This window comes from Pseudoruegeria sp. SHC-113 (assembly GCF_025376885.1).
Classification (GTDB): domain Bacteria; phylum Pseudomonadota; class Alphaproteobacteria; order Rhodobacterales; family Rhodobacteraceae; genus Pseudoruegeria.
This window is the reverse complement of sequence record NZ_JAHUBR010000001.1, coordinates 423,457-445,090: the sequence shown is the minus strand read 5'-3', so window position 1 is coordinate 445,090 and position 21,634 is coordinate 423,457. Positions and strand designations below refer to the sequence as shown.

Here is a 21,634-nt window from a genome sequence, read left to right as displayed (position 1 = left end):
ACAAAGTGGGGCCCCTTCATCTTGGTTAAAATATCCGCGGGGTGCGGGGCAGCCAGCCCCGCTTCTCCAAGGCTCAGGCCAGCGCCGAGATCGGGAGGCTTCGCAGGCCTTTATCGCGCGCGGTCCAGAGGAACCAGTCCAGATCTTCCGGGCGCAGGTAGGGGGCGGTGCCCGCGTCTTCTGTTGCACATACCGCATGGCCGCAGAACACCCCCGCGCCCTGTCGATTGCCGATCTGGCGGAAGCGTTTGTTGAAGTAGGGCTCGTCGAGCGCCGGATTGCTGGCCATGTCGATGCTTCCGATGCAATCGACCATACGATGGCCGGTGCCGTCATACACGCGCCCCGCGGGCCGCTCTGCCGGCCCCTGCCGCCGCAGGATGCGGAAGCGCCGCAAGAGGGGCGCGATCAGCACTTCGGCGCTTTCGTGGTAGGGGAAGGCAAAGCTCTCTGCTGCGAAGCCGCGCCGTTTCAGCAGTTCAAGCCCCGGATCGATTTCCTGCGCCATATAGGCCTTGGCGCTTTTCTCGGCGAGGAAGGCCTCGGCATGGGGGTGGGTCATGCTGTGGAAGCCGATCTCGTGGCCGTCCCCAGCCAGCAGGTCGAGCGCCGCGAATTCTTCCTCCGTCAGCTGATCCGGCCCGGAAATGAAAAAGGTGACCCGCGCCGCATAGGCCGCGAGGATGCCGCGGGCCATGCGCCAGTGGCTGACGTGGCGGTCGTCGAAGGTCAGGCAAATGGCGGAGCGGCCCATATCGGCGGTTGGTTCCTTCATTTCTACGGCTTGCGGCGCGCGCCCATGCTGCACTGCCGGGCGCGCGGCATCAACCCGCCGAAGCCACGCCGGCGCCGGTAAATTTGATGCCCGTTTCCCCGGCGTTTGGGCTACTCTTTGGGTATGAGTCAGGGCAGCGAAACGCACGGGAGGGCCGCAGGCTCGGTCCCGCAGATGTCGGTGTTGAACCGCGCCGCTTGGTATTCGCGCTGGCGCGACAGGGCGGGCAGCACCCATATGGCCCAGCAGATCTGCTCCGCCGCCCGCACCGGCGACCCGGAGGCCGAGGCCGTGGTGGGCGATGCCCTGCGCACCCTCGCGTGGCAGGCCAAGTGGCTCGGGCAATTCCGGCAGGCGGAGGGCTATTGCCTGGACGCGGAGCGGCGGTTGGCACCCCAGGCCAAACCGTTGGCCGCGCTGGTGGATGTCTATGCAATCCACTGCATCATCGCCTACAGCCGCAGTGATTTCACCGGCGCGCGTGAGTTCATCAACACGGCCCGGCGGATGCTCACCCCGGAGATGCCCATCGAAACTCGGCTGGACGTGATGGCCTCAGAGGCGCTTCTCATGCGCCACACCGGCCAGCCCGAGGCCGCGTTGGAACAAATCACGGAGGCGCTTGCGCAAGCTACGGGCGCGGAAGCCGCGCGACTGGCCCACAACCGGGCGCGGCTGCTGAACCAGCTCGATCTTCGATCCGAGGCCTTTGTCGCTGCTGAAGAGGCCATGGACTTGTGCCGCGCCCATCGCAACCGCGTGGTGTTCCCCTATGCCTGCGAAGTCTATGGGGACGCCTGCCGCCGCACGGGCCGGTTTGACGCTGCCCGGCAGGCGCTGGAGGAAGGCATGACCTGTGCCGAAGAGGATGGCGATCAGCGCGCCGCCTGCCAGATCCTCGAACAACAGGCGATGCTCGCGCTGGACGCCGGTGACGCGGAGGCCGCGCTCACCCTGCTGCGCCGTGGGCTCGCCATCGCGGAGCAGATCAACTATCCGCTCTGGCGGCGCAATTTCCTGCGCACGCTGGCGCAGCAATACGAAAAGCGCGGCGAGGCGGAAGAGGCGCTCGCCGCTTACAAGAGCCTGCTGGCGATGCTGGACCGGGACAGCGCCTGACCTCTAACCCGCCGTACCCCAGCCGCCACCGCCCGGAGTGCGCATCTCGAAAAGCCCACCTGCAGGCAGCTCCTCCTCGGCAAAACCGGCCACCTTGCGGCGGCTGCCGCCGGGCAGTTCCACATAGTCCTCCCCCACCGCGCCGGGCGCGCCACCCGCCACGCCGAAGGGCGGCACCAAGCGATGCGAGCAAAGCGTGGTGACGGTGACGGGCGCAAAGAAGCGCAACCGGCGGATCACGCCGTTGCCGCCGCGCCATTGCCCTGCGCCGCCGGAGCCGTCCCGGATGCCGAAATGCTCCAGCCGCACCGGGAAGCGTTTTTCAAGGATCTCAGGATCGGTGCTGCGGGTGTTCGTCATATGAGTCTGCACCGCGTCGCACCCCGCAAACCCCGGCCCCGCGCCGGTGCCGCCTGCGATGGTTTCGTAGTTCTGGAATTCCGCATTGCCCCAGACGAAATTGTTCATCGTGCCTTGCGAGCCCGCGATCACCCCAAGCGCGCCGTAGAGCGCGTTGCAGGTGGCTTGGGAGACTTCCGTGTTTCCCGAGATCACCGCCGCCGGGTAGACCGGATTGAGCATGGAGCCTTCCGGGATCACGATGCGCAGGGGCTTCAGGCAGCCCTCGTTCAGCGGGATCTCCGCGCCGACCATGGTGCGGAACACGTAAAGCACCACCGCGCGGCAGACGGCGGAGGGCGCGTTGAGGTTGCCCGCGTGCTGCGGCGCGGTGCCGGTGAAATCGATCACCGCCTCGCGCGCCTCCCGATCCACCCGGACCTGCACGCGGATCTCGGCGCCATGATCCATCGGGTAGGTGAAGGCGCCATCGGTAAGCCGTTCGATCACCCGGCGCACGCTTTCCTCAGCGTTGTCCTGCACGTGGCCCATATAGGCCACCACCACGTCGCGCCCGAAGCTTTGCACCACCTTCAGCAGCTCCTGCCGTCCGGTCTCATTCGCGGCGACCTGCGCTTTCAGGTCGGCCATGTTCTGGGGGATGTTGCGGCAGGGGTAGCGGCCAGACGACAGCACCTCTTCGGCCAAGGCCTCTTGCAGGACGCCTTCGGCCACCAGCCGCACGTTGTCGATCAGCACGCCCTCTTCCTCGATGCGGGTGCTGTCGGGCGGAGCGGAACCGGGGGTGCGGCCGCCAATGTCGGCGTGATGGCCGCGCGAGCCGAGCCAGAAGGCGATCTCGCCTGCCACGAAGACGGGCGTCACCACCGTGACGTCGGGCAGGTGGGTACCGCCGTTGTAGGGCGAGTTGAGCATGAAGGCATCGCCTTCGCGGATCTTGCCCGCGTTCTCGCGCATCACGGTTTTGATGCTGTCCGACATCGAGCCGAGGTGCACCGGCACGTGGGGCGCGTTGGCCACCAGATCGCCCGCCGCGTCAAAGATCGCGCAGGAGAAATCGAGCCGTTCCTTGATGTTGACGGACCACGAAGTGTTGGCGAGCGTCGCGCCCATCTGGTCGGCCACAGACATGAAGAGGTTGTTGAAGACCTCCAGCAGCACCGGATCGGCTTCTGTGCCGGCGGCGGGCGGGCGGGCCTTGGCCTCCACCCGGCGCAACACGAGGTTGCCCAGCGGATCGACCTCGGCGCGCCAGCCCGGCTCCACGACATTGGTGCCGGTTGGCTCGGTTATGACGGCGGGGCCCTTGACGCTTGTACCGGGTGCAAGGGTGGCGCGATCGAGGATCGGAGTGGCATGCGCGGTGCCGTTGAAGGTCACTGGGATGGCGCCTGTTTGTCCTACGGTGCCTTCAGGCAAGATCGCGGCGGGGGATTCGCCGGTCGCGCCGATGGCCTCCACGCTGAGCATGTCGAAGAACAGCGCACGTTCCGGCGAGATGAAGCCGAAGCGCGCCTTGTGGGCGGACTCGAAGGCCTCAGTCATGGCCTCCGTGCTGCCATAGGGGACTTCCAGCGCCTGATGGGAGCCCTCGTAGCGCAGATGCGCGCGGGCCTCGATGCGGATCGCGCCTGCGGCCACGCCCTGCGCGGCGACCTCGGCGCTGGCATCTTCCGCTAGTTCCACACGCGCGGCTTCGGCCAGCGGAAGATCCTCAAGTGGCGCATCCAGCTGCCGTTCCCGCAGCGCGCGGATCTCGGCAAGCCCCATGCCATAGGCCGATAGCACCCCGGCGAAAGGATGCAGGAAAACCGTTTCCATCCCCAGCGCATCGGCCACGAGACAGGCGTGCTGCCCGCCCGCGCCGCCGAAGCATTGCAGCGTATAGCGCGTCACGTCATGGCCGCGCTGCACCGAGATTTTCTTGATCGCATTGGCCATATTGTCCACGGCGATGCGCAGGAAGCCTTCGGCCACGGCCTCGGGTGCCAGTTCAGGCTGGCCGGTTTCTTCTGCGATCTGCGCGGCCAGTTCGGCGAATTTTGCGCGCACGATGGCGGCGTCCAGCGGCTCATTGCCTTCGGGGCCGAACACTGCGGGGAAATGCGCCGGGCTGAGCTTGCCGAGCATCACGTTGCAATCGGTCACCGTGAGCGGCCCGCCGCGACGGTAGCAGGCCGGCCCCGGGTTCGCGCCCGCGCTTTCGGGCCCGACCTGAAAGCGGCCATCGCGGAAGGTCAGGATCGAGCCGCCCCCGGCGGCGACGGTGTGAATGTCCATCATTGGCGCGCGCATCCGCACGCCTGCGACCTCGGTCTCAAAGGAGCGTTCGTATTCGCCTGCGTAGTGGCTCACATCGGTGGAGGTGCCGCCCATATCAAAGCCAATGAGCTTTTCGTGGCCCGCTGCGGCCCCCGTTTTCACCATGCCGACGATGCCGCCCGCCGGGCCGGAGAGGATCGCGTCCTTGCCCTGAAACAGCCGTGCATCGGTGAGCCCGCCGCTGGATTGCATGAACAGGAGCCGCTCCGCCCCGCCCTGCCCCACGTTCAGCGCATCGGCGACCTGCTCCACGTAGCGGCGCAGGATGGGGGAGAGATAGGCATCGACCACGGTGGTATCGCCGCGCCCGACGAGCTTGGCGAGTTGCGAGACGCGGTGGCTGGCGGAAATCTGGGTGAAGCCGATCTCAGTGGCAATCTCGGCCACGCGGGCCTCATGTTCCGGGTTCAGATAGGCGTGCAGGAAGGCGATGGCGACGGCGCGCAGGCCCTGATCATAGCCCGCCTGTAGTGCTTCGCGGGCGGCGGCCTCATCGAGCGTGGCAACCTCGCCGCCTTCGGCATCCAGCCGCCCCGGCACCTCGGCCACATCCGCATAGAGCAGATCGGGGCGCTTGATATCGAGATCGAACAGGCGCGGGCGGGTCTGGTAGCCGATCAGCAGCAGATCACGAAAGCCCTCGGTGATCAGCAGCAGTGTCGGCTCGCCCTTGCGCTCCAGCAGCGCGTTGGTGGCCACCGTGGTGCCCATCTTCACCGCGCGGATCGCGCCTTCGGGCAGGGGATCGCCAGCGCCAAGCCCCAGCATCTCGCGGATGCCCTGCACGGCGGCGTCCCGGTAGCGCTCGGGGTTTTCGCTCAGAAGCTTGTGGGTGTGCAGGCTGCCATCGGGCCGGCGCGCGACGATATCGGTGAAGGTGCCGCCGCGATCGATCCAGAATTCCCACTCAGCGCCCGACATGCCGCCCCCTTGTTTCCTTCCTGCCATTGGCAGCCATGCTTATGCGGCGGGGCTTGGGATGTCGATTGCCTATTCGGCCGGATCTTCCGCCGGTTGCGGCGCAAGGCTTGTGACGGGTTCCGGCACCATCGGATCCGCGTCGTCGCGGCTGAACCCGTCCTCGCTGAGCATCACGGCCAGCGGGCGTGTGCCGGGGAAGGCGGCGAAGAGGATGATCATCATCGAGGTTAGCGGCACTGAGAGGATCGCCCCCGCGATCCCCCACATCGCCCCCCAGGCCGCCAGCGAAATCATGATGACGAGCGGGCTCATGTTGAGCTGTTTGCCCAGCAGGCGCGGCTCGATGTAATAGCCGACGATGTTCTGCGCCACGATCAGGCAGGCGGCGAGCGACAGCGTGGTGTCCATGCTTTCGTATTGGCCGACCGACACGAAAACCGGCAGCAGCACCGCCACCAGCGAGCCCACGTAAGGGATGTAGTTGAACGCGCCCGTCAGGATCGCCCAGAAGGCGGCATAGTCGATGCCGAACAGGAACAGGATCGCAAAGCAGATCGCGCCGAGCATCACGTTCACCAGCGTCTTGAGCGCCATGTAATCGCCCACCTTCTCGATCATCTGGTGCATGATGAACTGCGCGCGGCGGCGGGTGTCGGCGGTGCGGAAGATGCGCTCCATCTTGATGTCGAAATAGCGGGCTTCCAGCAGGAAGAAGAGCGCGTAGATGAAGATCAGGAAGACATAGACGATCGCATTGGTGATCGCCCCCACGCCGTAGCGCACGGTATCCTGCATGTTGATCCGGCCTGCGAAGAGATCCTGCAGCGAATGCCATGTCACATCCGCCTCGTATCCGAAACGCGCGGCGAGGCTGTTGAGCATGTTGGAGAAGGCCTCGCCATAGCTGGAGGCATCGCGGGCCACCTGCTCCACGTTGCGTGCAAGCAGCGCGGCAAACACCAGAAGCACCGCGAAGGTCAGCAGGAACGACACGCTCATCCTGAGCCAGAAGGGGCAGAGGGGCCCGATCACGGGGATCTTCTTGGCCGAGGTCGCCAGCGCGTTCAGCAGAAAGGCGACGAGCCCGCCAAGGATGATCGGGATCACGATCCCGGCGGCGACGTTCAGCATCCAGCCGCCCGCGGCCAGCGCGATGACGATGGCGCAGAGGGTGAGAAGGCGGATGGGCACAGCGGAACCAGACATTCCCCTGCGCTAGCACAGTGGATGCAAGCGGTGAAGCATCTTCGCGCAATCCCCGCTTTCCCGAACGCCCCCGCAGCGCTAGCCTGCACAGATACGCGCCGCCGACAGGAGACAGCCCATGGCCGAAACACCCAAAGCCGAGACCCGGAAAGACTTCCTTTTGGCCGCGCTCGCCAGCCACAGCGGCTTCTTCACGCTGCAGGCCGTCATCATGCTCGCCGCCGGGGCCTTCGCCGCGGCCTATCCGCTGGTCGCGGGGCCGCTGGACACCACGATCATCGCCTGGCTGCTGTTTCTCTATGCGGCCACGCTTCTGGTGGGGCTGGTGCTGGGCAAACGGATGCGCGGGGCGGTGATGCAGATCCTGACGCTTCTTTTTGCCCTGCTGGCTGGCTTCGTCATCCTGATCCAACTCGTGGAGGCCGCTGGGTTGTCGATCTACCTGATCGGGTTGTTTCTGGTCGCCGAAGGTGCGGCGCGGCTGCGGCAGGGGCTCGGCCTGCGCCCGGAGGCAAGCTGGGCCCTGCTGGCCCTCGGGGGCGTGATCCCGCTGACGGCCGGGATATTCCTGATCGCTCAACCTGCCGCTGTGTCGGGCACCACGCTGGGGCTGCTCTTGGGCATCAGCCTGATCGCTTCCGGCCTCGGCCTGCTTCTGGCCGTACGCAACGCCCGCGCTGCGCCGAACGTGGGGTAGCATGATCTGAGCGCCGGGGCTCGCTGCCCCGAAGCGTCACAAAGCTGAATCAATTTTCTTTCAGAAACGAATTAACGCGCTATTGTGGAGGCATAATTTTTCACCAGGGAGGCAATAATGAGTCTCAATTCATTCAAGAAAGCGATTGGCACAGGGGCGCTGCTTGCAGCATCCGCCATCGCGGCACCGCTGGCCGCACAGGATGCGCAACCGAACTTCCTCATCATCTGGGGCGACGACATCGGCTACTGGAACGTGTCCGCCTACAACCAGGGGATGATGGGCTACGAGACCCCCAACATCGACCGGATCGCCAAGGAAGGGATGCTCTTCACCCACGGCTACGGTGAGCAATCCTGTACAGCTGGCCGCGCCTCCTTCGTGACGGGGCAATCGGGCTTCCGCACCGGCCTGCTGAAGGTCGGCCTGCCGGGCGCGAAGGAAGGAATTTCCGAGAAGGATCCGACGATTGCCGAGTACATGAAGTCCAAGGGCTACATGACGGGCCAATACGGCAAGAACCACCTTGGCGATCTGGATGAGCACCTGCCCACCAACCACGGTTTCGACGAGTTCTTCGGCAACCTCTACCACCTCAACGCCGAGGAAGAGCCCGAGAACGCCGACTACCCCAAAGATCCCGCCTTCCGCGAGCAGTTCGGCCCGCGCGGTGTGATCCGCTCCAACGCCGATGGCTCCGTGGAAGACACCGGCCCGCTCACCAAGAAGCGGATGGAAACCATCGACGAGGAAGTCACCGCTGGCGCGCTCGATTTCATGGATCGCGCAGTGGAACAGGGCAAGCCCTTCTTCCTGTGGTACAATACCACCCGCATGCACATCTTCACCCACCTGAAGGAAGAGAGCCAGGGCGTCACCGGCCTCGGCGTCTATCCGGACGGCATGGTGGAACATGACGGCATGGTCGGCCAGATGCTCGACAAGCTCGACGAGTTGGGCGTCGCCGACAACACGGTGGTGATGTATTCCACCGACAACGGCGCTGAGGTCTTCTCCTGGCCAGATGGCGGCACCACGCCCTTCCGCAACGAGAAAAACTCCAACTGGGAAGGCGGCTTCCGCGTTCCGATGATGATCAAATGGCCGGGCGTCATCGAACCGGGCCGCACTTCCAACCAGATCATCAGCCACCTCGACTGGTTCCCGACCTTCATGTCCGCGCTCGGCGATGGTGACATGAAAGAGCGGATGCTGACCGAAGCCCCCTTCGGCGAAGGCAACGAGCCGGTGCACCTCGACGGTTATGACTTCATGCCCTACTTCCGCGGCGATGAAGAGCGCGGCCCGCGTCGGGAGTTCTTCTATTTCTCCGATGGCGGCGACCTGATGAACCTGCGGTATGACCAATGGAAGGTCGTCTTCGCAGAGCAGCGCGCCCATGGGTTCGACGTCTGGCAGGACCCGCTGACGCCGTTGCGCCTGCCGAAGGTGTTCAACCTCTACTCTGACCCCTTCGAGAAGGCCGATCACGAGGCGATCAACTACAGCCAGTGGCGGCTTGAGCGCGCCTACCTGCTGGTGCCGGCACAGGCGATCGTGTCCCAGTTCCTGAGCACCTTCGCGGATTACCCGCCGCGCCAGAAACCGGGCAGCTTCTCGATCGACTCGGTTCTGGAAACGCTCCAGACGAACCAGGGCGGCTGACCCCACCCCGATCCATCACCACCAAAGGGGGCGCAGCGCGCCCCCTTTTTTCGTGCCCAATACCGGGAGCCGCTCCGCGCCTAGACGGCCCAGCGGAAGCCGGTTGCCTCTTCGGTAACGGCCCAGAGCCGTTCCATGACGGGCTTGTCATAGGCATGTGGCTCCAGCGACCCCCGCCCCACCGGGCCGACAACTTCCATGCGTCCCGTCGGGCCGTACAGCGCGCGCTCGGTGAGCCTGGTTTCCGTGGCACACATGACCTCCGGGAAGGCACCCTGTTCGGCGGTCTGCACCAATGGCGTCTTCGTCATCGCCCAAAAGAGGGCGCGCATGAGGGGGCTGCCGCTGGTGGTGATCAGCGATGTGGCCGAGGACCCGGGGTGGCAGACAAAGACCTGCACGGAGTTTTGCGCGGCCGCGATCCTGTCCTGCAGTTCATAGGCAAACATCATCTGCGCCAGCTTACTCTGGCTGTAGGCCTTGTTGGCCCCGTATCCGTTCTCCCAGTTCATATCGTCGAACTGGATCGTGCGCAGGCCCATCCGGTAGCCAAGGCTCGCCACCACCACGATCCGGCCATGGGACTCCTCCAGACGGTCAAACAGCAGCCCGCAGAGCAGGAAATGGCCGTAGTGATTGGTGCCAAGCTGGCTCTCAAACCCGTCCACGGTGAGCTTGCGCTCCGGCACCTGCGCGATGGCGGCGTTGCAGATCAGCGCGTCGATCCGGGGCACAGCGCGCAGCACTTCGGCGGCAGCCTCCCGCACGCTGGCCAGATCCGACAGATCCATGCGGATGAAGCGGACATCGGCCTCCGCCCCGTATTCCGCCTTCAGCGCGGCCACGGCGGCCTGCGACTTCTCGGCGCTGCGGTTCAGCATCACCACGCTTGCGCCCTTGCTCAGGAAAGTCCGCGCAGCCTGAAACCCTGCCCCGGCGTTGGCCCCGGTGATCACGTAGGTTTTGCCCGCAAGCGACGGCAGCCGTGCGGGCAGCCAGCCTTTGGGGCCGAAAGTGAGGTCTTTTGCCATTGGGCATCCTTTCCGTATCCGGCACGGACCAGCGCGGCCCTTCATTGCTCTGCGATATGCACATAGATGTCGGGTGGGACTGAAAACAGCGCCTATCCTCTCTCTTTCTTGCCTGATCGTCTCAAACCTCTTGCGACAGAACCCAATCCACCCCTAGATCGCCTGCATGGACAAGACAGCGCTTATAACACTCATCGCAAACCGCACCAGCGCCGACGGGCTGACGGAAACCGGCCTTCCCGGCGTGCAGCTGTTTCGCGCCTGCACCGCCGTGCCCTGTGCGCCCGCCGTCTATGAGCCCTCCGTCATCGCCATCGTCAGCGGCCGCAAGGAGGCCGTTCTGGACGGGCGGCACTGTGTCTACGACGACAGCCAGTACCTGTGCTGCCCGACCTCGATGCCAGTGCAGGCGGGCACGCCTGATGCCAGCCCCGACGCCCCGCTCTACGGCGTTCTGGTATCGCTGGATCGGCGATTGATGCTCGACGTGATCATGGACATGGAGAGCACCACCGGCCAGAGGCAGCGGCACGAAACGCCCGCGCCAAGCGGCTTTTGCCTCGCGCGTTGGGATACCGGGTTTGCGGATGCGCTGCTGCGGCTGCTGCAACTGGGCGAAAGCCCGATGGACACGGCAGTGCTCGGCGCGGCACGTCTGCGGGAGTTGTATTATGCGATCCTGAAAGGCGAGGCCGGGCCCTTTGCCCGCGCGGCCTTCGGCGCGGAGAACGCCATTGCCCGCGCCATCGCACATCTGTCCTCGCACCTGAGCGAGGAGGCCTCGATCGACGAAATGGCTGCCCGCGCTGGCATGAGCCGGGCCGTGTTTCATCGCAAGTTCAAGCAGGCCACCACGCTTTCGCCCATCCAGTTCGTGAAATCCATGCGGCTGAACCGGGCGGCGATGAAGATCGCGGGCGGCATGAGCGTGAACGCTGCGGCGCTGGACGTGGGATACCAGAGCGCCTCGCAATTCAGCCGTGAATTCAAGCGGATGTATGGCACCCCGCCCCGACAATGGAGCGACGCCCAGCGCGGCCTGACCGGGATCGCCTAGGCGTGAATGCGGGCTTGCCCGAGGATCAACCGCGGCGCCTGTTAAGCCACGCATGAAATTTCCTTTGACTTTTTCACGCGCCCGTCGTGAAATTTCGGAGAGTTTTTTCACGGAGCGCCGATGTCTTATGATTCCCGCATCTCTTCTTCGCTTGGCGCGGACCTGCGCGCCCTGCGGAAATCGCGCGGGATGACGCTTGGGCAGGTGGCGTCGCGGCTTGGCAAATCGGTTGGCTGGATGAGCCAGGTGGAGCGCGATATTTCCAGCCCCTCCTATGACGAGCTGAAAGCACTGGCCGCGCTCTACGAGGTGCCGCTCTCGATGCTCTTCGGACAGGCCGAGGCCCCGGCGGAAGAGCTGGGCCGCATCGTGCGCGCCGACGCCCGCCGCCGTGTGGGCGAGGCCGACGCAAGCCTTGTGGAGGAGCTGCTCTCGCCCGATCTGACCGACAGCTTCGAGGTTATCCACTCCACCTTCCGCCCCGGCGCGCGCTCGCCCGGCGTGATCTCCCGCCCGACGCAGGAAGTTGGCTACCTGATCTCGGGCCGCCTGAAGATCTGGCTCGACGATACCGAATTCCTCATCACACCCGGCGACAGCTTTCGCGTGCGCGAACAGGCCTTGCGCTGGGAAAACCCCTTCACTGAACCGGCGGTGGCGATCTGGGTGATCTCGCCGCCGGTCTATTGATCCAACATTCAGGAGCTCAGCCATGGCCGATTTCCCTACCACTGCACGTGTCGTGATCATCGGCGGCGGGGCCGTCGGGGCCTCAAGCCTTTACCACCTCGCCAAGGCGGGCTGGTCCGATTGCGTGCTGCTTGAGAAGAACGAGCTGACGGCAGGCTCCACCTGGCATGCGGCGGGCAACATCCCGACCTTCTCCAACAGCTGGTCAATCATGAACCTGCAACGCTATTCGACAGAGCTGTACCGGCGGCTGGGCGAAGAGGTGGACTACCCGATGAACTACCACGTCACCGGCTCTGTCCGGCTGGCGCATGGCCCCGAGCGGATGCGCGAGTTCGAGCGCGCCGCTTCGATGGGCCGCTATCAGGGGATGGACATCGAGATGATGTCGGTGGCGGATATGAAAGACGCCTACCCCTTCATGGAAACCCACGATCTGGCGGGCGGGCTCTATGACCCCAACGATGGCGACATCGACCCGAGCCAGCTGACACAGGCCTATGCCAAGGGCGCGCGGGATCTGGGCGCGAAGATCCTGCGCTTCACACCGGCCACCGGTGTGAGCCGGGAGAACGGCGAGTGGATCGTGCACACCGACAAGGGTGATATCCGCTGCGAATACGTGGTGAACGCCGCCGGCTACTACGCCAAGCGCGTGGGCGAGTGGTTCAAACCCTACGGCGGGCGCACCGTGCCGATGATGGTGATGAGCCATCAGTACATGCTCACCGACGAGATCCCCGAGATCGCGGAATGGACGGCCCAGAACGGCCACAAGCTGCCCCTGCTGCGCGACGTCGACACCTCCTACTACCTGCGGCAGGAGAAGACGGGGCTGAACCTCGGCCCCTACGAGCGCAACTGCAAGGCGCATTGGATCACGCCCGACGACCCGATGCCCGATGATTTCAGCTTCCAGCTCTACCCGGACGATCTGGAGCGGCTGGAGTTCTACATCGAGGACGCCATGGCCCGCGTGCCGCTGCTGGGCCAGACCGGAATCAACAAGGTGATCAACGGCCCCATTCCCTACGCGCCCGACGGGCTGCCGCTGATCGGCCCGATGCCCGGCGTGCCCAATGCGTTTGAGGCCTGCGTCTTCACCTTCGGCATCGCGCAATCCGGCGGGGCCGGGAAGGTGCTGGCCGAATGGATCATCGAGGGGCAGACGGAATGGGACATGTGGTCCTGCGATCCGCGCCGCTACACCGATTACACCGACACAGATTACTGCATTCAGAAAGGCATGGAGGTCTACGGACACGAATATGCCATCCACTTCCCGCATCATGAATGGCCGGCGGGGCGGGACAAGAAGCTCTCCCCGCTCCATGCGCGCCTTCTTGATGCGGGAGCCCAGATGGGCGCCTACAACGGCTGGGAGCGGGCGAACTGGTACGCCAAAACGGGCGATGACACCTCGGAAGAGGCCACCCATACCTTCGCCCGCAAAGGCCCGTGGGAGCCGCGCGTGCGGGAGGAATGCGAAGCCGTGCGCGATGGGGCGGGCATCCTGCCGATCACCGGCTTCAGCCGCTTCAAGGTCGAGGGGCCGGGCGCGAAGGACTATGTGGACAGCCTCACCGCCTCGCGCCTGCCCGCACCGGGGCGCATCGGGCTTATCTACTTCGCCGATGATCGCGGCCGCATCGTGACGGAGATGTCCTGCATGGTGCACAGCGACAGTGAAGTGGGGCTGATCACCGCCGCAGTGGCGCAATGGCACGATGCCGATCTGCTGCGCCGCAACGCGCCGGAGGGCGTGACGGTGACGGACCACACCAAGGATGTGGAATGCCTGCTGCTGACAGGGCCGAAGTCGCGCGAAATCCTCGCGCCGCTCACCGACCACGATCTTTCCAAGGGCTGGCTGACCACAAGCCTTGAGGGCCATGTCGCCGGGCAGGAAGCCGCGCTGGTGCGCGTGTCCTTTGCCGGTGAATTGGGTTGGGAGATCCACTGCGCGCCGGAGGCCTCGCCCGCGATCTGGGATGCGCTCACCGCCGCCGGGGCCAAGCCCTTCGGCATGTATGCGCTCAACAGCTTGCGGCTGGAGAAGGGCTACCGGGCGTGGAAGGGCGATCTGTCCACCGATTATTCGCTGCTCGAAGGCGGGCTGGACCGGTTCATCAAGCTTGACAAGCCGCAGGACTTCCCCGGCAAAGCTGCGCTTCTGGCCGAGAAGCAGCGCGGCGTGGCCAAGCGCTTTGCCACGCTGATCGTGGACAGCCCGGAGTTCGACGCCCCCTACATGTCCAACCTTTGGCACGGCGGCGAGATCGTCGGCGAGACGACCTCCGGCGGCTATGGCTACCGGGTGGAGGCCTCGGTGGCGCTCGCCATGCTGCGCGCCGATCTCTGCGAACCGGGCACCAAGCTTGAGGTGGAGATTTTCGGGCAGAGGTTCCCGGCCACGGTGCAGGAAGATGCGCCGCTCTGGGATCCCGAGAACGCCCGCATCCGGGCCTAGGAGGCAGCCGTGGCGCAGATCATGCTCAAGGATGGCGGCACCGGGCAGGAGCTTCTGCGCCGCTCATCCATGAAGCCGCACCCCTTGTGGTCGGCCAAGGTGTTGATGGAGGAACCGGAGATCGTGCAGGCCGTGCACGAGGATTTCCTGCGCGCGGGCGCAAAGGTGCTGACGCTGAACACCTATTCCACCACGCCCGAGCGGCTGGCCCGCGAAGGCGCGGCAGAGATGTTTTCCCCCCTGCAACAGCGCGCGATCGATCTGGCCCATGCCGCGCGCGAAGCCGCCGGCGCGCCCGGCACCAAGATCGCCGCCTGCCTCTCGCCGCTGCACGGCTCCTACCGGCCCGACATGGCGATTTCCGTGGCCGAGCTGCTGCCGCTCTATGCCGAGATCATCGAAGCTCAGGCCGAGGCCAGCGATCTGGTGCTGGCCGAAACATTGTCGGCCTTGAGCGAGATCGAAGCCGCCACCCGCGCCGCGCTGGACACCGGCCTGCCCACATGGGTTGCCGTGACGTTGAAGGATGATGGCAGCCCCACGTTGCGCTCCGGCGAGCCGCTTTCGGAGGCCGTCGCGCTGCTGAAGGATCTTGCGCCAACAGGCATCATGCTCAACTGCAGCAAGCCCGAGGTGATCAGCGGCAACCTGCATTTGCTGGCGGAAGCGGGCCTGTCCTTCGGAGCCTATGGCAACGGCTTCACCGGGATCGACAGCCTCGCCATCGGCGGCACCGCCGATGTGCTAGCCGCGCGCACTGATCTGACGCCCGACGCCTACGCGAGCTTCGCCATGGGCTGGGTCGCCGCCGGCGCGTGCTTCGTGGGCGGCTGCTGCGAGGTCGGCCCCGACCACATTGCAACGCTTGCCGGCGCGCTGGAAGCGGCGGGCCATGAGATCACCGGAGAGAATGCCTGATGGATGCCCTGCCCCCCCTGATGAAAGGCGTTGTGCTCACCGGTCATGGCGGGCCGGAGAAGCTTGTCTGGCGAGAGGATCTGCCCGTGCCGCAGCCCAAGGCGGGCGAGGCGCTGATCCGCGTTCATGCCGCCGGGATGAACAACACCGACATCAACACCCGCCTCGGGTGGTATGCCGAGGAGGTTAGCGGCGCGACGGGAGAAGGTGTCGCCTTGGATGAGGAGTCCTCTGGTGGATGGGCCGGGGCGCTGCCCTTCCCGCTGGTGCAGGGCGGCGATCTTTGCGGCACGGTCGCGGCGCTTGGCGCGGGCGTGGAGGCTGACTGGCTTGGCAAGCGCGTCACCGCCCCGCTGGTGATGCCCCGTCCGACGGCGGAAAACCCCTTCGGCATGGAGTGCATCGGTAGCGAACGCGACGGCGCTTTCGCGCAGTTCTGCGCCCTGCCCGTGGCCGACCTGTATGACGTCGGCGCTTCGCCCCTGAGCGACATCGAGATCGCCGCCATCCCCTGCGCCTTCGGCACCGCAGTCGCGCTTCTGAGCCGCGCGGGCGTGGCGGCAGGCAAGCGCGTGCTGATCACCGGGGCTTCGGGCGGCGTCGGCATGGCCGCCGTGCAACTGGCCCATCTGCAGGGCGCGCATGTGACGGGGCTCACCTCGGCCAGCAAGGCGGAAGCCGTGCGCGCCGCCGGGGCAACCGAGATCCTGCTGCGCGAGGAAACCCCGCCGCGCGATGCTTTTGACTGCGTGGCCGACGTGGTCGGCGGCGCGGGCTTTGGTGCCCTGATCGACGCCCTGCGCCCCGGCGGCACCTACGCCGTATCGGGCGCGATCGCCGGGCCGATGGTGGAGACGGACCTGCGCAAGATTTACCTTAAGGATCTCAATCTGGCGGGCTCCACCTACCAGCCGCGCGAGACTTTCGCCGCGCTGATCGATCTGGTGATCTCGGGCCGCCTGCGCCCGCTCGTCTCCAACACCTACCCCTTGCAGGAGATCCACGCCGCGCAGGCCGATTTCCAGAGCAAGCGCTACCCCGGCAAACTGGTGCTCATCCCGCCACAGGAGTTCCCCGCATGACCCTCCCCGCAAAAGCCCGCGTCGTGATCATCGGCGGCGGCGTGATCGGCTGTTCTATTGCCTACCATCTGGCCAAGAAGGGCTGGCAGGATGTTGTGTTGCTGGAGCGCAAGCAGCTCACTTCGGGCACCACTTGGCACGCCGCAGGCCTCATCGCCCAGCTGCGCGCCACCCAGAACATGACGAAGCTCGCGAAATACTCGCAGGAACTCTACGGCGGGCTCGAAGCTGAAACCGGCGTGGCCACGGGCTTCAAGCGGGTCGGCTCGATCACCGTGGCGCTCACCGAGCACCGCAAGGAGGAGATCCTGCGTCAGGCCAGCATGGCGCGCGCCTTCGGGGTGGAGGTCGATCCTATCACGCCGGAGGAGGTGAAGGCGAAATACCCGCATCTGAACACCGAGGGCGTGCTGGCGGGTGTCTATCTGCCCAAGGATGGGCAAGGCGATCCGGCCAATATCGCGCTGGCGCTGGCCAAGGGCGCGAAGCAGAACGGCGCGAAAGTCTTCGAGCGCACCAAGGTCACCGCGATCCGCAAAACGGGCCTGCGGGTGACGGGAGTCGATTGGCAGCAGGGCGAAGAGAGCGGCCATATCGCTTGCGACATGATCGTGAACTGCGCCGGCATGTGGGGCCATGAGGTGGGCCGCATGGCCGGGGTGAACGTGCCGCTGCACGCCTGCGAACATTTCTACATCGTCACCGAAAACATTCCCGGCCTGACGCAGCTTCCGGTGCTGCGGGTGCCGGATGAATGCGCCTACTACAAGGAAGACGCGGGCAAGATCCTGCTCGGGGCTTTCGAGCCCAACGCCAAGCCCTGGGGCATGAACGGCATTCCGGAGAACTTCGAGTTCGATCAGCTCCCGGAGGATTTCGACCATTTCGAGCCGATCCTTGAGGCCGCCGTCAACCGCCTGCCGATGCTGGCCGAGGCCGGCATCCACACCTTCTTCAACGGCCCCGAAAGCTTCACACCGGATGACGCCTACCACCTTGGCCTCGCGCCGGGGATGGAGAATGTCTGGGTGGCCGCCGGGTTCAACTCCATCGGCATCCAGTCGGCGGGTGGCGCGGGCATGGCGCTGGCGGAGTGGATGGACAGCGGCGAGAAGCCTTTTGATCTGGGCGACGTGGACATCGCGCGGATGCAGCCCTTTCAAGGCAACAAGCACTATCTGTTCGAACGCTCCAAGGAGACGCTCGGCCTGCTCTATGCCGATCACTTCCCTTACCGCCAGAAAGCCACCGCCCGCGGGATCCGCCGCACGCCCTTCCATGCGCAGCTGCTGGAGCAGGGCGCGGTGATGGGCGAGCTTGCGGGCTGGGAGCGCGCCAACTGGTTTGCCGATCCGGGGCAGAAGCGCGCCTATAACTACAGCTGGAAGCGGCAGAACTGGTTTGAAAACAGCGCGCGCGAACACCACGCGGTGCGGGAGAACGTGGGGATGTATGACATGTCCTCCTTCGGCAAGATCCGCATCGAGGGGCGCGATGCCGAAGCCTTCCTCAACCACATGTGCGGCGGGGAGATGGCCGTGCCCGTGGGCAAGATCGTCTACACCCAGATGCTCAACGCCCTTGGCGGGATCGAGGCCGATGTGACGGTGACGCGGCTTTCCGAAACCGCTTACCTGATGGTCACCCCAGCGGCGACGCGGCTGGCGGATGAGACCCGCCTACGCCGCCATGTGGGAGATTTTAACGTGGTGATCACCGATTTGACGGCGGCGGAGGGGGTGCTGGCGGTAATGGGGCCAAATGCGCGCAGGCTGCTGGAAAAGGTCTCGCCCAATGATTTCAGCAATGCGGCCAACCCCTTTGGCACGGCACAGGAGATCGAGATCGGCATGGGCCTCGCCCGGGTGCACCGCGTGACCTACGTGGGCGAGCTGGGCTGGGAAGTCTACGTGTCTGCCGACATGGCGGGCCATGTGTTTGAGACCCTGCACGCGGCGGGTCAGGAGATGGGGCTGAAGCTTTGCGGGATGCATATGATGGACAGCCTGCGCATCGAGAAGGGCTATCGCCACTTCGGCCATGACATCACCCCGGAGGACAACCCGGTGGATGCGGGCCTCGGTTTTGCGGTGAAGGTGGACAAGGGCGATTTCATCGGCCGCGCCGCCGTGGCCGCACGCAAGGAGAGCGGGCCGAAGATGCGGATGCTGCAGTTCCGCCTGACCGAGCCCGAGCCGCTGCTCTATCACGCCGAGCCGATCCTGCGCGACGGTGCGGTGGTGGGCTTCCTGACCTCGGGCAACTACGGCCACACGCTGGGCGGGGCCGTGGGGCTGGGCTATGTGCCCTGCGCCGGGGAGAAAGCCGCCGATGTGCTGGCCTCGGCTTATGAGATCGAAGTGGCGGGCCGGCGGGTGGCGGCAGAGGTGAGCCTGAAGCCGATGTATGATCCCACCTCCGAGCGAGTGAAAGCCTAAGGATTTCTTGCGAGGCTCTGCCTCGCGCTCCGGGATATTTTTGCCAAGATGAGGGGGCGCGCGCCGGGATTGCCTGCGCGCGGGCCTTGCGCCTACTCTGCCCGTCAGGATGAGAGGAGGGGCCGATGACCCATAGCGCCCATGTGGAGCATGTGTTGCGCGTGGCGCTTTCGCCTTCGGCGGCAGCGCGTTCGCGGCTGGCGGCGAGCTGGCGGCGCTCGGCGGAGAAACACGGACTCGATCCCGGGGAGCGGCGCGCGCCGGACCGGGTGGACGGCAGCGATCTGCGCGAGCGCCGGGGCGCGATGGAGAAGCTCCTGACGGTGGCCGGGCCGCGGCTGGACCGGCTGTTTTCCCTCGTCGGACAATCGGGCTGTGCCGTGCTGCTGACCGACAGCGCCGGCGTGGTGCTGGACCGGCGGGTGCGCGAGGCGGAGGCCTCGGTGTTTGACAGCTGGGGGCTGGCCCAGGGCGCGGATTGGAGCGAGGCGCAGGAGGGCACCAACGGCATCGGTACCTGTCTGATCGAAAACAGAAAAATCATCATTCACCGCGACGAGCATTTCTATGCGCGCAACACCGCGATGAGCTGCATCGATGCGCCGATCTATGGCGCGAGCGGGCAGATCCTTGGGGCGCTAGATGTCTCTTCGGCCCGCGTCGATCAGACCGAGGGGTTCAACCGGCTCATCGCCGCGCAAGTGGCCCAGACCGCCCGCGCCATCGAGGAGGCCAACTTCCGCGCCGCCTATTGCATGGCGCGCATCCTCGTGGCCGACGGCGAGGACGCCGAGGCGGCGACGCTGCTGGCGGTGGACGGTGATGATCTGGTGATCGGGGCCACGCGGGAGGCGCGGCGGATCTTCGGGCTGGCGGCTGAGGGCGCGCTTGCCCCGCGCCCGGCGGCGGATCTGCTGGGCCGGGACGACGGGCCGACGGGCTTTGAGAAGGCCGAGCGCGCGGCGGTGATTCGGGCGCTGGCGCGCTCGGATGGCAATGTCTCGGAAGCCGCGCGCCAGCTTGGGATCGGCCGCGCCACGCTGTATCGGCGTATGAAACGCCTCGGGTTGAGCGAAAAGGACCGGCAGGTGTCTCAGGGCTGAGACACACCGTCCGCCGCCGCCCAAGCGCCCCGGCTGCGCGCGCGCCGGGCAGCGCGCAAGCTGCCTCCCACTTGCCCCGGATGGAGGATCCGGGCTGATGAGGAGGAGACCCCAATGAACGAGATGACCGAGGTCGCAAGCGACCTGTACACATCGCCCTTCAAGGCGCGCTACGACAATTTCATCGGTGGCCGCTTCACCCCGCCCGCCAGTGGCCGCTACTTCGACAACATCACCCCGATCACCGGGGCGGTTGTGTGCGAAGTGGCGCGCTCGGACGCGGCAGACGTGGAAGCGGCGCTGGACGCGGCCCATGCCGCCCGCGCGGCCTGGGGGCGCACCTCGGCTGCGGAGCGCTCCAACCTGCTGCTGAAGATCGCCGACCGGCTGGAAGCCAATATCGACATCCTCGCCAAGGCCGAGACCTGGGACAACGGCAAGCCGATCCGGGAAACCTCGCTCGCCGACATCCCGCTTTCTGTGGATCACTTCCGCTATTTCGCGGGCGTGCTGCGCGGGCAGGAAGGCAACATGAGCGAGATCGACGCCGACACCGTGGCCTATCATTACCACGAGCCGCTCGGCGTGGTGGGGCAGATCATCCCGTGGAACTTCTCGATCCTGATGGCCGCGTGGAAGCTGGCCCCGGCACTGGCGGCAGGCAATTGCATCGTGCTGAAACCGGCGGAGCAGACGCCGGCGGCGATCATGGTGCTGGTGGAGCTGATCGCCGATCTGCTGCCCGATGGCGTGCTGAACGTCGTCAACGGCTATGGCCCGGAAGTTGGCGCGCCGCTCGCCAAGAGCAACCGCATCGCCAAGATCGCCTTCACCGGTTCCACCCACACCGGCCGCATGATCATGCAATACGCCACCGCGAACCTGATCCCGGTGACGCTGGAACTGGGCGGCAAGAGCCCCAACATCTTCTTCTCCGACGTGATGGCGGCGGATGACGCCTTCCTCGACAAGGCGGTCGAGGGCTTTGTGCTCTTTGCCTTCAACCAGGGCGAGGTCTGCACCTGCCCCTCGCGCGCGCTCATTCAGGAAGACATCTACGAGGCCTTCATCGAACGCGCCATCGCGCGGGTGAAGGCCATCAAACAGGGCGATCCGCGCCTGATGGAGACCATGGTGGGCGCGCAGGCCAGTGCCGAGCAGCAGGAGAAGATCCTCTCCTACCTGCAGATCGGGGCCGAGGAAGGCGCGCAGGTGCTGGCCGGCGGCGCGGCGGCGGAATTTGCAGGGGATCTGGCAGGCGGTTATTACATCCAGCCGACGATCCTGAAGGGTCACAACAAGATGCGCGTCTTCCAGGAGGAGATCTTCGGGCCGGTTGTCTCGGTGACCACCTTCAAGACGGAAGAGGAAGCGCTGCAGCTGGCCAATGACACGATGTACGGGCTGGGCGCGGGTGTGTGGTCGCGCGATGCGAACCGGTGCTACCGCTTTGGCCGGTCGATCGAGGCCGGGCGCGTCTGGGTGAACAACTACCACGCCTACCCGGCCCATGCGGCCTTCGGCGGCTACAAGCAATCGGGCATCGGACGGGAAAACCACAAGATGATGCTGGACCACTACCAGCAGACGAAAAACCTGCTCGTCTCCTACAACCCCAACAAGCTTGGCTTCTTCTAGGCCCTTTCATCCCCGGGTGCCGTCCCCACGGCGCCCCACCTCCGCCGCCCGGTGTGCAGCCGGGCGGCATTTTCTTGCCTCGTCCCTGCCCCCTGCGGCGAAAACGCAACCGCGCAGCGCGCTGGCTGCAGTAGGATCGGAG

The 21,634-nt window shown here is 65.7% G+C and carries 15 protein-coding genes; 11 read left to right on the top strand and 4 right to left on the bottom strand.

The features are described 5' to 3' along the window. Positions 1-73: 73 nt before the first annotated feature. Positions 74-775, bottom strand: coding sequence for a polysaccharide deacetylase family protein (locus KVX96_RS02130; protein WP_261192558.1), 702 nt, complete (start codon positions 773-775; stop codon positions 74-76). 174 nt (positions 776-949) lie between these two features. On the opposite strand from KVX96_RS02130, the gene KVX96_RS02125 reads away from it, so the two are divergent. Then, entirely contained in the window at positions 950-1,894 is a 945-nt protein-coding gene (locus KVX96_RS02125) for a hypothetical protein (protein ID WP_261192557.1), read from the top strand. Positions 1,895-1,897: 3 nt separating this feature from the next. On the opposite strand, the gene KVX96_RS02120 is transcribed toward KVX96_RS02125, so the two are convergent. Together KVX96_RS02120 and KVX96_RS02115 are read right to left on the bottom strand one after the other, a co-directional pair. Then, the gene (locus tag KVX96_RS02120; protein WP_261192556.1) at positions 1,898-5,497 is read right to left on the bottom strand and encodes a hydantoinase B/oxoprolinase family protein; all 3,600 of its coding nucleotides are present in this window, start codon (positions 5,495-5,497) and stop codon (positions 1,898-1,900) included. Positions 5,498-5,566: 69 nt separating this feature from the next. Continuing rightward, positions 5,567-6,703: an AI-2E family transporter gene (locus KVX96_RS02115; RefSeq protein ID WP_261192555.1), complete on the bottom strand. Its 1,137-nt coding sequence runs from the start codon at positions 6,701-6,703 to the stop codon at positions 5,567-5,569. Positions 6,704-6,821: 118 nt separating this feature from the next. Here KVX96_RS02115 and KVX96_RS02110 point away from each other — a divergent pair, with 118 nt between their 5' ends. Both KVX96_RS02110 and KVX96_RS02105 read left to right on the top strand, forming a co-directional pair. After that, positions 6,822-7,400 carry a DUF308 domain-containing protein gene (locus KVX96_RS02110; protein ID WP_261192554.1) on the top strand — a complete coding sequence of 193 codons (579 nt, stop codon included), beginning with the start codon at positions 6,822-6,824 and terminating at the stop codon, positions 7,398-7,400. Between the two features lie 117 nt (positions 7,401-7,517). Beyond that, positions 7,518-9,065: an arylsulfatase gene (locus KVX96_RS02105; RefSeq protein WP_261192553.1), complete on the top strand. Its 1,548-nt coding sequence runs from the start codon at positions 7,518-7,520 to the stop codon at positions 9,063-9,065. Positions 9,066-9,145: 80 nt separating this feature from the next. Here KVX96_RS02105 and KVX96_RS02100 read toward each other — a convergent pair whose 3' ends face one another. Beyond that, positions 9,146-10,096 carry an SDR family oxidoreductase gene (locus KVX96_RS02100; RefSeq protein WP_261192552.1) on the bottom strand — a complete coding sequence of 317 codons (951 nt, stop codon included), beginning with the start codon at positions 10,094-10,096 and terminating at the stop codon, positions 9,146-9,148. A gap of 166 nt (positions 10,097-10,262) precedes the next feature. Between KVX96_RS02100 and KVX96_RS02095 the strand changes: the two genes are divergently transcribed. From KVX96_RS02095 to KVX96_RS02060, 8 genes are all read left to right on the top strand, one after another. Next, positions 10,263-11,153, top strand: coding sequence for an AraC family transcriptional regulator (locus KVX96_RS02095; RefSeq protein ID WP_261192551.1), 891 nt, complete (start codon positions 10,263-10,265; stop codon positions 11,151-11,153). 120 nt (positions 11,154-11,273) lie between these two features. Beyond that, the gene (locus tag KVX96_RS02090; protein ID WP_261192549.1) at positions 11,274-11,843 is read left to right on the top strand and encodes a helix-turn-helix domain-containing protein; all 570 of its coding nucleotides are present in this window, start codon (positions 11,274-11,276) and stop codon (positions 11,841-11,843) included. A gap of 22 nt (positions 11,844-11,865) precedes the next feature. After that, positions 11,866-14,313 carry an FAD-dependent oxidoreductase gene (locus tag KVX96_RS02085; RefSeq protein WP_261192547.1) on the top strand — a complete coding sequence of 816 codons (2,448 nt, stop codon included), beginning with the start codon at positions 11,866-11,868 and terminating at the stop codon, positions 14,311-14,313. Between the two features lie 9 nt (positions 14,314-14,322). Next, the gene (locus KVX96_RS02080; RefSeq protein WP_261192545.1) at positions 14,323-15,231 is read left to right on the top strand and encodes a homocysteine S-methyltransferase family protein; all 909 of its coding nucleotides are present in this window, start codon (positions 14,323-14,325) and stop codon (positions 15,229-15,231) included. Continuing rightward, entirely contained in the window at positions 15,231-16,313 is a 1,083-nt protein-coding gene (locus tag KVX96_RS02075) for a zinc-binding dehydrogenase (protein WP_314733083.1), read from the top strand. The genes KVX96_RS02080 and KVX96_RS02075 overlap by 1 nt, the downstream gene beginning before the upstream one ends. Continuing rightward, a complete protein-coding gene (locus tag KVX96_RS02070) occupies positions 16,310-18,751 on the top strand; it encodes an FAD-dependent oxidoreductase (protein WP_261192543.1) in 2,442 nt (813 codons plus the stop codon). The genes KVX96_RS02075 and KVX96_RS02070 overlap by 4 nt, the downstream gene beginning before the upstream one ends. 125 nt (positions 18,752-18,876) lie before the next feature. After that, complete coding sequence (locus KVX96_RS02065) at positions 18,877-19,854, top strand: helix-turn-helix domain-containing protein (RefSeq protein WP_261192541.1); 978 nt, start codon at positions 18,877-18,879, stop codon at positions 19,852-19,854. A gap of 114 nt (positions 19,855-19,968) precedes the next feature. Next, entirely contained in the window at positions 19,969-21,492 is a 1,524-nt protein-coding gene (locus KVX96_RS02060) for an aldehyde dehydrogenase family protein (protein WP_261192539.1), read from the top strand. Positions 21,493-21,634 lie beyond the last annotated feature (142 nt).